Source organism: Bradyrhizobium sp. 149 (genome assembly GCF_023073915.1).
In the GTDB taxonomy this organism is placed as follows: domain Bacteria; phylum Pseudomonadota; class Alphaproteobacteria; order Rhizobiales; family Xanthobacteraceae; genus Bradyrhizobium.
The window spans coordinates 720,549-732,888 of record NZ_JADPKK010000013.1 but is presented as its reverse complement, the minus strand read 5'-3'; the positions used below and the strand labels follow the sequence as shown (position 1 = coordinate 732,888).

The 12,340-nt window shown below is 64.2% G+C and carries 10 protein-coding genes and 1 pseudogene; 6 read left to right on the top strand and 5 right to left on the bottom strand.

Annotated elements, in window-relative coordinates; genetic code table 11:
* The first annotated feature begins 73 nt into the window (after nucleotides 1-73).
* A pseudogene (locus IVA88_RS08780) lies at nucleotides 74-336 on the top strand (helix-turn-helix domain-containing protein).
* Between the two features lie 7 nt (nucleotides 337-343).
* On the opposite strand, the gene IVA88_RS08775 reads toward IVA88_RS08780, so the two are convergent.
* Together IVA88_RS08775 and IVA88_RS08770 are read right to left on the bottom strand one after the other, a co-directional pair.
* The gene (locus IVA88_RS08775) at nucleotides 344-1,576 is read right to left on the bottom strand and encodes a PLP-dependent aminotransferase family protein (RefSeq protein ID WP_247496873.1); all 1,233 of its coding nucleotides are present in this window, start codon (nucleotides 1,574-1,576) and stop codon (nucleotides 344-346) included.
* A 65-nt stretch (nucleotides 1,577-1,641) separates the two neighbouring features.
* Entirely contained in the window at nucleotides 1,642-2,169 is a 528-nt protein-coding gene (locus IVA88_RS08770; protein WP_247496872.1) for a DUF3124 domain-containing protein, read from the bottom strand.
* A gap of 67 nt (nucleotides 2,170-2,236) precedes the next feature.
* On the opposite strand from IVA88_RS08770, the gene IVA88_RS08765 reads away from it, so the two are divergent.
* The 4 genes from IVA88_RS08765 (at nucleotide 2,237) to IVA88_RS08750 (ending at nucleotide 7,641) form a co-directional block, all read left to right on the top strand.
* A complete protein-coding gene (locus IVA88_RS08765) occupies nucleotides 2,237-3,967 on the top strand; it encodes a cation:proton antiporter (protein WP_247496871.1) in 1,731 nt (576 codons plus the stop codon).
* Between the two features lie 176 nt (nucleotides 3,968-4,143).
* Nucleotides 4,144-5,220: a 3,4-dihydroxy-2-butanone-4-phosphate synthase gene (ribB, locus tag IVA88_RS08760; protein WP_211397202.1), complete on the top strand. Its 1,077-nt coding sequence runs from the start codon at nucleotides 4,144-4,146 to the stop codon at nucleotides 5,218-5,220.
* A 132-nt stretch (nucleotides 5,221-5,352) separates the two neighbouring features.
* On the top strand, nucleotides 5,353-6,567 hold the full coding sequence (locus IVA88_RS08755) for an acyl-CoA dehydrogenase (RefSeq protein WP_247496870.1): 1,215 nt from the start codon (nucleotides 5,353-5,355) through the stop codon (nucleotides 6,565-6,567).
* A gap of 150 nt (nucleotides 6,568-6,717) precedes the next feature.
* On the top strand, nucleotides 6,718-7,641 hold the full coding sequence (locus tag IVA88_RS08750) for an MBL fold metallo-hydrolase (protein ID WP_247496869.1): 924 nt from the start codon (nucleotides 6,718-6,720) through the stop codon (nucleotides 7,639-7,641).
* Nucleotides 7,642-7,648: 7 nt separating this feature from the next.
* Here the strand turns inward: IVA88_RS08750 and IVA88_RS08745 are convergent, their stop codons facing one another.
* Entirely contained in the window at nucleotides 7,649-8,503 is an 855-nt protein-coding gene (locus IVA88_RS08745; RefSeq protein WP_247496868.1) for a DUF1499 domain-containing protein, read from the bottom strand.
* Nucleotides 8,504-8,671: 168 nt separating this feature from the next.
* On the bottom strand, nucleotides 8,672-10,300 hold the full coding sequence (locus tag IVA88_RS08740) for a fatty-acid--CoA ligase (protein WP_247496867.1): 1,629 nt from the start codon (nucleotides 10,298-10,300) through the stop codon (nucleotides 8,672-8,674).
* Nucleotides 10,301-10,365: 65 nt separating this feature from the next.
* On the opposite strand from IVA88_RS08740, the gene IVA88_RS08735 reads away from it, so the two are divergent.
* Nucleotides 10,366-11,520 carry an extensin family protein gene (locus IVA88_RS08735; protein WP_247496866.1) on the top strand — a complete coding sequence of 385 codons (1,155 nt, stop codon included), beginning with the start codon at nucleotides 10,366-10,368 and terminating at the stop codon, nucleotides 11,518-11,520.
* A gap of 37 nt (nucleotides 11,521-11,557) precedes the next feature.
* On the opposite strand, the gene IVA88_RS08730 is transcribed toward IVA88_RS08735, so the two are convergent.
* Nucleotides 11,558-12,244 (bottom strand): L,D-transpeptidase, encoded by a 687-nt coding sequence (locus tag IVA88_RS08730; protein WP_247496865.1) that lies wholly within the window; start codon nucleotides 12,242-12,244, stop codon nucleotides 11,558-11,560.
* Nucleotides 12,245-12,340: the final 96 nt, after the last annotated feature.

Genomic DNA, 12,340 nt, shown 5'->3' with positions numbered 1-12,340 from the left:
TTTGACCCGCGTCAATGAGGCCGGCCATATCTGGGGTAGGATGGCGCTCCCGAAGGCGAAATTGGATAGACCGATGCTGGATCAAGTCAGGGATTTCGCGGGCGAGGTGCTGCCGGGGAGCTGTGCCGTGCGCCTTATTCCGAGACCGCGTTGTTGGCCGAGCTGGGCGACCGCTTGAGGTCCTCGCGCATGCGATGCGACCTGTCGCGGCGGGAGCTTGCCCGCCGCTCCGGGATTTCCGAGCGCTACATCGCCCAGATCGAGGCCGGCAAGGGCAACGTCTCGATCGTGCTGCTGCTGCTGCTGGCGTCCGCGATCCACGGCAGCCAGCCCTAGATCGCCCTTAGGCCCGCTTCTCCACATTGGCGCTGCGGGCCGGCACACCGAACTCCTTGCGGCAGATATCGGCCAGCACGGCGACGCCCTCCCGGATCTGCTGATGCGAGGGGCTGGCAAAGCACAGCCGCAGTCGCGATCTCGAATGGTTTTTGTCGGTCGACCATTCCGGCCCCGGATTGATCGAGACGCCGGCGGCGAGCGCAGCCTGATACAGCTTTAGCGTATCGACCTGATCGGGCAACTTCACCCACAGGAAGATGCCGCCCTTCGGCTCCTCGAACTCGGCGGCTGTCCCGAACTGCTCGTTCAGGACCTCCATCAGCGTGTCGAGCTTGGTGCGCAGCGTCTTCGTCAGCGCCGGCACGTGGGTGGCAAAATGCGGCTTGCAGTAGGCGGCGAGCACCATCTGCTCCAGTGCGCCGGAGCCGGCGTCGGTCTTCAGTGCGAGCATCCGCGACATCACATCCCAGGGCGCGACCACGAAGCCGACGCGCAGCGCCGGCGCGATCGATTTCGAGAACGAGCCGATGTGGATCACGCCGCCGTTCGGGCTCATCGCATGGATCGCCGGCGGCCGCTGTCCCGACCAGACCAGATCAGCATAGCAATCATCCTCGAAGATTGGCACGCCGTATTCTGCCGACAGTCGCAACAGCTCCGTGCGGCGGCCCTCCGGCATGATGCTGCCGGTCGGGTTCTGTACCGTCGGAATGGTGTAGATGTATTTCGGCCGGATGCCGCGGCTCTTGAGGTCGGCCAGCGTCGAGGCCAGCACGTCCATGCGCATGCCGTCCTCGTCGAGGGGAATGCCGATCACATTGACTCCGAGCCGTGCCAGGCGGGTCAACGAGCCCTGATAGCTGTCCTGCTCGAAAATCACGGTATCGCCGCGCGTCAGCAGCGTGGCGTTGACGAGGTCGAGCGCCTGCAGCGAGCCGGAGACGATCAGGAGGTCGTCGACCGTGCAGTTGATGCCGGCATCGCGCTTCAGTTTTGCGACGAGAAATTCGCGCAGGGGCAAATAACCCTGCGGGCCGTGCGCAAGCCCGTAAGTGGCAAGCGATCGGCCCTCGCTGCGCAGTACAGTGTTAGCGGCCTCGACCAGGTCGTCGAGCGGCACCTGCTCGGAGTCGTTGTTGCCGCCAACAAAACTGTACTTGGCGAGACCCGTCCAGCGCGCAGAGGGGGCCGGCAGCCCTGCGGGAAACAGGGGCGCAAAATCGAAGCTGGACGTCATGGGAGCGTTCCTCGTTCTATTCTTGTCAGGCTGCCGGCTTTGCGCCGGTCAGTCGTGCTTCTTGCTTACTTCTTGCCGACGGTCCGGGTCGGACGGCCCTGGCTAATGAAAGCGTAATGCGCATTGGCGACGCCGCCAACCATCAAGGCCTCGACAGCAGGTTCGGCGATCTCGCCGGTTGCAGCCCAGTCGACTAGGAAATTGGCTCCGGTCCCGCCGCGCACATCGTCGGTCGGAATGAAGATCGAGACGGTGGCGAGCGGCTTCAATGCGACCGGCGCCTTCAGATAGCTTTCGACCTGCTTGCCTGCGGTGTCGAAATAGGCGATGCGTTTGACCACCAACGGCTGGGTCTCGGAAGCGTTGTGCACGCTCAAGGTCACCGAGAAGTCGACGCGCAACTTGCCCTGGCTCATCGCAACGCTGGAATAGGCGGGCACGTAGAACCCGCCGGAGACGACGAGATCTTCTTTCGGCGGTGCGGTGAGGGATTCGGCAAAGTTTTGTTCGATATTGACCTTGGATTGAGCGGCTGCGGGCACGGCGCAGGCGAGGGGGCATAGCAGCATTACGATGGCGAGCCCCATCCGCATGTGACGAATTGCTCGCTTGCCGCGCCGCACTCGATCACTAGGGTGCGGCAAAACGGACCAATCTGGCATGCACGAGCTCATTCGCGACATCACTCTCTGTATCCTGTTTGCCTGGATGCTGGGCCTGCTTGCCCACTTCTCCAGGCAACCGCTGATCCTGGCCTATCTTATCGCCGGCTTCTGCATAGGTCCATTCGGCGCCGGCTGGGTCAAGTCGCAGGAATCGATCAGCGTCATCTCCGAGCTCGGCCTGATCTTCATGCTGTTCATGATCGGCCTGGAGATCGACCTGAAGAAGATCGTGCGGGCGGGAAAGGTCATCCTGTTCGCGGCGGGCGGGCAGCTCATCGGCGGCTGCCTGCTCGGGGTGCTGTTCTTCGTCGGCATCGGCCTGTCGCTCGACGGCGGACAGTTCGATGCAGTTTATCTCTGCGTCGCCTGCGCGCTGTCGAGCACCGTCATCATCGTCAAGGTGCTCTACGAGAAGCGCGAGCTCGATACGCTGCCCGGCCGCATCACCCTCGGCGTGCTGGTGCTCCAGGACATCTTCGCGATCCTGTTCCTGGCGGTGCAGCCGAGCCTTGCCAATCTGGAAGTCAGCGTCATCCTGCTCTCGATCGGCCGCGTCGCGGTGCTGGTCGCCGCCGCGCTGCTGGTCAGCCGCTACGTGCTGCCGCGCCTGTTTCACCAGATCGCCCGCCGCCCCGAGCTGATCCTGCTCGGCGCGCTCGCCTGGTGCTTCCTTGTCGCCGAGACCGCCGAGCGGCTGTCGCTGTCGCGCGAGATGGGCGCCCTGATCGCCGGTGTCTCGCTCTCGACCTTTCCTTACGCGCTCGACGTCACCGCCAAGGTCACCACGCTTCGCGATTTCTTCATCACGCTGTTCTTCGTCGCGCTCGGCATGACCATCCCAGTGCCCGGCTTCTCCGTGATCGGCCTTGCCTTGCTGATCGCGGCGTTCACGGTGGTGAGCCGCCTCGTCACCACCTTTACGCCGCTTTATTTGATGAAGCAGGGGCTGCGGGCCAGCCTGTTGCCGGCGCTGAATCTCGCGCAGATCTCCGAGTTCTCACTGGTGGTGATCCAGACCGGCGTTGCTGACCACCACATCGCAGCCGAGACGGCGAACGCGGCCTCCTTCGCCTTCGTGGTGCTGGCGGTGGTCTCGACGTTCGTGATGACCCGCAGCGACGAGATCACCCGCTGGGCGATCGGCCCCCTGAAGCGGATCGGCCTGCGCGATCTCGATCACGGCAATGGCCGAGGCGAGGAGGGCCACGAGGGCGGCCATGGCGAGGCCCGCCGCATCGTCATCCTCGGCTTTTTCCGTGCGGCGAGCGCGCTGCTGGCCGAGATCGAACAGCAGGCACCGGTGTTGCTCGAGCAGATCACTGTGGTCGACTTCAACCCCAATGTGTACCAGACGCTGGTCTCGCGCGGCCTGCACGTGATCTATGGCGATATCAGCAGCGCCGACACGCTGCTCCACGCCGGCGTCGGCAAGTCCGAGATGATCATCCTCAGCGTACCGGATGCCCTTCTGAAGGGTGCCAGCAACGAGAAGCTGGTCCGCCACGTTCGCACCCTCAACCCGACCGCCATGATCATTGCCACGGCCGATCTGTTGTCGGATGTCGGCGAACTTTACGCGGCCGGCGCCAGCTATGTCACCGTGACCCGGCTCAGCGACGCCCATGAGTTGTTCACGGTGATCGAGGCGGCCCAGGCCGGCTTGTTGGCCGACAAGCGTGCCGAGCTCGATCAGCGCCTCGGCGAGCGGCGCGAAGTGCTGCCCTGAGCGGGCGAGCCCGTTTCTTCCCGAGCTCGCCCGCGCCTGGATCTCTGGTATCTTCGGTTCAAGCCTGAAACCCTGTGACGGGTCCGCCACCCGGAATATGAGGTTGCGTCCAGGACACTAGCGCCCCGGCCCAAGTCCGGCTAAGCCTCCGGGCTATAACGGATAGAGATTGGGAAATGCCGGATAACGTCCAGGAAGTCTTGCAGGCCTTTGCCCGGGGTGAGCTCGTGGTCGTCACCGACGACGAGGACCGCGAGGGCGAGGGCGATCTGATCGTCGCCGCCTCGTTCTGCACCGCCGAGAAGATGGCGTTCATCATCCGCCACACCTCCGGCATCGTCTGCGCGCCGATCACCACCGAAGATGCGCGCCGCCTGCGGCTCGATCCGATGGTCGCCCACAACGATTCCGCGCACACCACCGCATTCACAGTCTCGATCGACTACAAGCCCGACGGCGGCACCGGCATCTCGGCCGAGGAGCGCGCCTCGTGCTGCCGCGCACTGTCCAATCCCAATGCCGGCGCCAACGACTTCGCCCGTCCCGGCCATATCTTCCCGCTGATCGCCAAGGACGGTGGCGTGCTCCTGCGCTCCGGCCATACCGAGGCCGCGGTCGATCTGTGCAAGCTCTCCGGCCTGCCGCCGGTCGGCGTCATCAGCGAGTTAATGAACGACGACGGCAGCGTGATGAAGGGCGAGCAGGTCGCCCGCTTCGCCGCCCAGCACAAGCTCAAGCACGTCACCATCGCCGACATGATCGCCTACCGCCAGGTGCGCGAGAAGCTGATCGAGCGGGTCTCGACCTTCGTCACCGAGAGCCCGATCGGGCCGCTTCAGGGCTATGCCTACCGCTCGCCGTTCGATTCCATCGCCCACGTCGCCTTCGTCTACAACGGCGTCGGCGACGGCAAGAACGTCCTGACGCGCTTCCACAAGCCGAACATCGTCAAGGACATCTTCACCGGCCACAAGCGCATGGCGGCGGTGCTCGAGCACTTCAAGAAATCCGGCCGTGGCGTGCTGGTCTATCTGCGCGACGGCGCGGCCGGCGTCCCCGTGGCGCCGCTGCCCGACGAGAGCGCGACCGAGGCTGACCGCAACCGCCAGTGGCGCGAAGTCGGCGTCGGCGCGCAGATCCTGCGCGATCTCGGCGTCACCTCGATCCGGCATCTCACCTCCTCGGTGCACGATTACAAGGGCCTTTCGGGCTTCGGCATCGAGATCGTCGCCAACGAGCAGCTCGAAAGCTAGCGCTGTCATCCTCCGGGTGACCCGCGTCCCGGATTCACGCAGACCCATACATCTGCAACGCAATTGCACTTGTTGCCGCGGCGCTTTACTTTGTCGGGCAAATTTTGACGGAACCAGACGAAAGGACGTTTCATGACCGCGCGCCCTCAGGCCAAGGACAAGCCGACTTCGGCTTCTTTCCAGTGGGACGATCCGTTCCTGCTCGACGAGCAGCTCACCGAAGACGAGCGCATGGTGCGCGACACCGCGCGCGCCTACGCCCAGGACAAGCTGCTGCCGCGCGTCGCCAAGGCCTATCTCGAAGAGACGACCGACCGCGAGATCTTCAACGAGATGGGCGAACTCGGCCTGATCGGCATCACGCTGCCGGAGGAATATGGCTGTGCCAATGCAGGTTATGTCGCCTACGGCCTCGTCGCCCGCGAGATCGAGCGGGTCGATTCCGGTTACCGCTCGATGAACTCCGTGCAGTCCTCGCTGGTGATGTATCCGATCTACGCCTATGGCGACGAGAACCAGCGCAAGAAGTACCTGCCGAAGCTCGCCAGCGGCGAATGGGTCGGCTGCTTCGGGCTGACCGAGCCTGACGCCGGCTCCGATCCGGCAGGCATGAAAACCCGCGCCGAGAAGGTTTCGGACGGCTATCGCCTCACCGGCAGCAAGATGTGGATCTCGAACGCGCCGATCGCCGACGTGTTCGTGGTCTGGGCCAAGTCGGCCGCGCACGACAACCAGATCCGCGGCTTTGTGCTGGAGAAGGGCATGAAGGGCCTGTCCGCACCGAAGATCGGCGGCAAGCTCTCGCTTCGCGCCTCCATCACCGGCGAGATCGTGATGGACGGCGTCGTGGTCCCGGAAGACGCGCTGCTGCCCAACGTGTCCGGCCTGAAGGGCCCGTTCGGCTGTCTCAACCGCGCCCGCTACGGAATTTCCTGGGGCGCGCTCGGCGCGGCCGAGGACTGCATGCACCGCGCCCGCCAGTACACGCTCGACCGCAAGCAGTTCGGCAAGCCGCTCGCCGCAACCCAGCTCGTGCAGAAGAAGCTCGCCGACATGGAGACCGAGATCGCGCTGGGCCTTCAGGGCTCGCTTCGCGTCGGCCGCCTGATGGACGAGGGCAAGTTCGCGCCCGAGATGATCTCGATCATGAAGCGCAACAATTGCGGCAAGGCGCTCGACATCGCCCGCGTCGCGCGCGACATGCACGGCGGCAACGGCATCTCGATCGAGTATCACGTGATGCGCCACGTCCATAACCTCGAGACCGTCAACACCTACGAGGGCACTCACGACGTCCACGCCCTGATCCTGGGCCGTGCGATCACGGGCATTCAGGCGTTCTTCTGAGCAAAACCGCCCGAGCGTGGGATGCGACTGAACTCTCCAATTGCGTCATGGCCGGGCTTGTCCCGGCCATCCACGTCTTAGACCACGCGAAGAACGTGGATGCCCGGCACAAGGCCGGGCATGACGAAGTCAGGAAGGTATGAGCAAGCCATGTCCGACAATGACGACGTCCCGTTCAACCGCAACTTTCCGCTCGAAGCCGGCATCGTCGAGGAAGTCCGCCCCGGTGTGCGGCGTGTGCTCTGTAACAACCCGAGCCCGTTCACGTTCACCGGCACGGTCAGCTACATCGTGGGCCGAGGCAACGTCGCGATCATCGATCCCGGTCCGGACGACGAGGCGCATGCGGCTGCATTGCTCGATGCTGTCAGCGGCGAGACGGTGAGCCACATCTTCGTCACCCACACCCACCGCGACCATTCGCCGAATACCGCGCGGATCAAGCGGGCGACCGGCGCGCCTGTTTACGCCGAAGGTCCGCACCGCGCCTCGCGCCCGCGTTTCGAGAGCGAGAAGCACAACCCTGAATCCGGCGTCGATCGCGACTTTGCGCCCGATATCAGGATCGCCCATGGCGACGTCGTCGAAGGCGATGGCTGGCGGCTCGAGGCCGTTGCGACACCCGGCCATACCGCCAATCACCTCGCATTCGCCTGGCCCGAGCGAAAATTCAACTTCGTCGGCGATCACGTGATGGGATGGTCGACCTCGATCGTGGCGCCGCCCGACGGCTCGATGATTGACTACATGGAATCGCTCGATCGTCTCGCCGCGCGCGAGGAGGATCTGTATTTCTCCGGCCACGGCCCCGAAATTCCCGACGGTCCGCGCTTCGTGCGCTTCCTGATCCGCCACCGCAAGGCCCGCGAGGCCTCCATCCTGCACCGCCTCGCCAAGGGCGAGACCGACATCCCGACCATGGTCCGGGCGATCTATATCGGTATCGATCCTAGGCTCACCACCGCGGCGGGTTATTCCGTGCTGGCGCACCTGGAAGACCTGGTCGCCCGCGGCGTTGTGGCGACGGACGGCGATCCCGTGATTGGCGGGACGTATCGAATGGCGAACGCCTAGCGCTCCGTCATTTCTTCACTGTCTTCGCCGGTGCCTTCGGCGGGATCACCGGCGTTTTCTTCACCGGCTTGAGTGCGTCGGCATCGGCAGCGGCATTGAGATCGTCGATGAACTTCTTCACGCGCGCGGCGTTGCTGCCGAGATCGCTCTCGAAATAGCGTGAGGCGGAGCGGATATCGACGCGGGAATCCTCGCCGTCGGGCACGACCCGGATCGCGATGTCCTCCCGGAATCCCATGATGGGCGAGCGCGCTACCGCCTCGATGCGGCCGATGCGGCGCGGCAGCTGCGGCGCGCGCTCATCGATGACCAGCCATTTGCGTTTGTTGACGAGCTGAAGCGCGATCGCATAGGCGCGGTCGACCGAAATCTCCAGCTCGATCGGCTCGATATCGGGATAGAAGTGACGCTGCTGCTCGGCCGAATAGAGGCCGGCATACACAGCGGTATTTGCGCCATCGCCGGTGCGCAGACGGGCCAGCGCGTCGAAGCGCGGCGGATCGATCGGGTCGGTGGTGATGTCGTGGATTGCCGGCAGCTTGCGGTATTGCAGGCCGAGATAGGCGGGATAGGCGAGGATCGCGCCGTCGATCAGGAAGGCCAGCAGGATGCGCGCCATGCCGCGCGAACCGTTCTGCCAGATCGCGGCAAAGCCGGCGAGCCCGAACAGGATCGAGAGCGCGGCAATCCCGAGCCCGCCGAAGAAGGTCGCGAGTGCCGGCTTCATCTCCAGAAAGCCGAACCGGAGGATGATGATCGAGACCACCACCGCCACCACTGCGAACACGGCCAGATTGCGCGCCCAGCTCGCGAGACTGGACACGGGCTCCGACTGATAGGGAGCGGAAAACCTGCGGGCCATCGGGTGAGCTCTGCCGGGGTCTTGGGGGCGGTGCCGGCCGATTTGGCACGACGATGAGGCGTTGAGACCACGGCCCGGGGGCAATTTCAAGGGTTCCCGGGATGTTACGGCCATTCCGGTTTGATGCCGTTGGCATCGCCCCGGAATGACGGTGTTTGGTTCGGCCTCCTACGCCGCCGCGTTCGGGAAGCGGTATTCCCTAAACTGGTCCCGCAATGCGGTCTTCAGGATCTTGCCCGTCGCCGTATGCGGGATGCCATCAACGAAGGCGACGTCGTCGGGCATCCACCATTTGGCGATCTTGCCGTCCATGAACTTCAGGATGTCCTCGCGGCTGGCCTGTTGGCCCTGCTTCAGCTGCACGATCAGCAGCGGACGCTCGTCCCATTTGGGATGGAATACGCCGATCACGGCGGCTTCCGCCACGGCGGGATGGCCGACTGCCAGGTTTTCCAGCTCGATCGAGGAGATCCACTCCCCGCCGGACTTGATCACGTCCTTGGAGCGGTCGGTGATCCGCATGTAGCCGGCCTCGTCGATAGTCGCGACGTCGCCGGTGTCGAAGAAGCCGTCCTCGTCGAGGATGTTGGCGTCGACCCGGTAATAGGCCTTGGCGACGGCCGGGCCGGCGACCTTGAGACGGCCGAAGGTCGTGCCGTCCCACGGCAGTTCCTTGCCGGCATCGTCGGTGATCTTCATCTCGACGGCGAACGGCGCGTAGCCCTGCATCTGGAGCACGTCGAGCCGCGCCTCGCCGGTCGCATTCTGGAACGGCGGCTTCAGCGCCGCGACGCTGCCGATCGGGCTCATCTCGGTCATGCCCCAGGCGTGACGGACGTTGGAGCCCATGTCGAGGAAGGCCTTGATCATCGAACGCGGCATCGCCGAACCGCCGCAGATCACCATCTTCAGGTTCGGCAACTTGAGATTGTTGGCAGCCATGTGCTGGAGCAGCATCAGCCACACCGTAGGCACGCCGGCGGTATGCGTTACCCTCTCGGTCGAGAGCAGCTCATAGACCGAGGCGCCGTCGAGCTTGGCGCCGGGCATGACGAGCTTGGTGCCCTGCGAGGGCGCGGAGAAGGCGATGCCCCAGCTGTTGGCGTGGAAGAGCGGCACCACGGGCAGCATGGTCTCGGAGGCACTGGTGCCGAGCGCGTCGACATTGTTCGCCATCAGCGCATGCAGCACGTTGGAGCGATGCGAATACAGCACGCCCTTGGGATCGCCGGTGGTGCCCGACGTGTAGCACATCGCGGCCGCCGTGTTCTCGTCAAAGTCCTTCCATTTAAATTTGCCGTCGGCCTCCGCAATCCAGTCCTCGTAGGCGACCACGTTCTTCAGCGTCGTCTGCGGCATGTGCGCCTTGTCGGTGAGCACGACGTAGCGTTCCACGCTTGTCAGCTTGTCGGCGATCTTCTCCAGGACCGGAATGAAAGTGATGTCGGTCATCACGATGCGGTCCTGCGCATGGTTGATGATCCAGGCGATCTGCTCGGGGAAAAGGCGGGGATTGACGGTATGGCAGATGGCGCCGATCCCCATGATGCCGTACCAGACCTCAAGATGGCGCCAGGTGTTCCAGGCGATCGTTGCGACGCGGTCGCCGAGCTCGATGCCGTCGCGCTCCAGCATCTGCGAGACCTTGAGCGCGCGCTTGTGGATCTCGGCATAATTGGTGCGGTGGATCGGTCCCTCGACCGAGCGCGTGACGACCTCCTGCTTGCCATGAATCTTGGCGGCGTGTTCGATGATCCGGTGGCAGAGCAGGGGCCAGTCTTGCATCAAACCAAGCATTCCGACGTTCCTCCGAGAAGCCGCTGGGCGGATTGTCGCTCTCAGCGTTGGGCCAAAGAATTGTCATGAGTTTTAGCCTGCCGGCCTTTCGCCGCAAATGGTCTTGTCGCGGCTATATGTCCGTCGGCGCGGCAATGGTCACCGTCGCGCTTGGGCTGTCGCTCGTGCTCGCGGATCGGGCAGAGGCGCGCAAATACGGGTCCCCGCTGAATATCTTCGGTATTGCTGCACCACGGCCGCGCGCGACGGTTCATTCTGTGAAGTTCTCTGGCAAGATCCCGCTCCCGAGGCCTCGCCCCGAGGAGGCCCCCAAAGCATCGGACGAGGCCGCTCCGGAGACCGCCGGCAAGCCTTCCGAGGAAAGGCCCTCTCCCGACAAGCCTTCTGCGGACAAGCCTTCCGCGGACAAACCTGACGCCAACAAGCCCGCCGAGGCCGCGCCGCCGGCCGAGAAGCAGGCCTCGGCATGCCGCCTCGCGCTCACCGAGGAGATCGCTATCGCGCCCTCCATCCCGGATATCCGCGGCCCCGGCGCCTGCGGCGGTGAGGATCTGGTGCGGCTCGAAGCCATCGTGCTGCCGGACAAGCGCAAGGTGGCGGTCAAGCCGGCGGCGATCCTCCGCTGCACCATGGCGTCCGCAATCGCCGATTGGGTGCGCAAGGACGTGATGCCGCTGGCCGCGAGCCTGGGTTCGGCCATCAGCGATCTCGACAATTTCGACAGCTTCGAGTGCCGCGGCCGCAATCGCGTTGTCGGCGCCATGCTGTCCGAGCACGGCAAGGCCAACGCGCTCGATGTTCGCGCCATCAAGCTGGTCAACGGGCAGTCGATCGGCCTGACCGACCGCACCATGTCGCGCGAGGTGCGCGAGCGCGTGCTGCATTCGGTCTGCTCGCGCTTTTCGACCGTGCTCGGCCCCGGCTCGGATTGGTACCACGAGGACCATATCCATCTCGATCTGGCGCAGCGGCGCAACGACTACCGGATCTGCCAGTGGAACGTCTGGGATCCCCTGCCGCAGGTTGCCCCGCTGCTGCCGGCGGAGCGGCCCGAGGAGGCGCCGCCGCGCGAGGTCGCGGCCAAACCCGAAGAAAAGCCCGACGCCAAGCAAGGAACTGATGAAGAGGCGGCGGAGAAGTCTCCTGCGTCTGCGGACAAGTCGGCGGCGGACGGCAACCAAGCCCAGCCGCACAAGCCGGCAACAAAAAAGCGCCGGTGAAACCGGCGCTTTTGGATCTCAGAGACTTTGGAGGCGATCAGTAGCTGCCAGCCTGGCCGGTTTGGCTGCCGCCAAGCGCAAGCCGCGAATTGTAGGGCGAGTCGCCATGCTTCGGCTCCAGCACCACGACCAGGGTGCCGACCTTGACGCGATCATAGAGATCGATCGCGTCCTCGTTGGTCAGGCGGATGCAGCCTGACGAGATCGAGGCGCCGATATATTCCGGCTGGTTGGTGCCGTGGATGCGGAACAAAGTGTCTTTCCCGCCGGAATAGAGGTAAATCGCGCGAGAGCCCATCGGATTGTCCGGGCCGGGAGCGACATAGGTCGGCACGCCCAGACGCGAAATTTCGCCGGGGGTGGGGTGCCAGGCCGGCCACTCGGTCTTGCTGCCGACCTTGGCAATGCCGGACCAGGCCATGGCCTCTTCTCCGACCGTGATGCCGTAACGGATCGCCTTGCCGCCATCCAACACATAATAAAGATAGTGATTGTCGGAATCGACCACGATCGAGCCCGGCGATTCCTTGCGATGGTAATCGACGATGGCGCGGCGGAACGGCTCTGCGACCGGGGTGTTCTCGTACCGAACCTTGGCAAGGAGTTCCTTGTCCTTCGGCTTGAAGGCCTTGGTGTCGGTCGCTTCAAAATGCGTGGCCTGCATGCAGCCCGACAGCATCAGGCCAGCGGCCAAAATACCCAGCGTAACTTTCAGCGACGACATGATTTGGTTCCAATCGACAACAACAAGCTTTCGTGGGGCTTGAGCAAGCCGAAATTCCACGATTCCGTTGGCCCCATTATCGTTGAAATCTGCCAC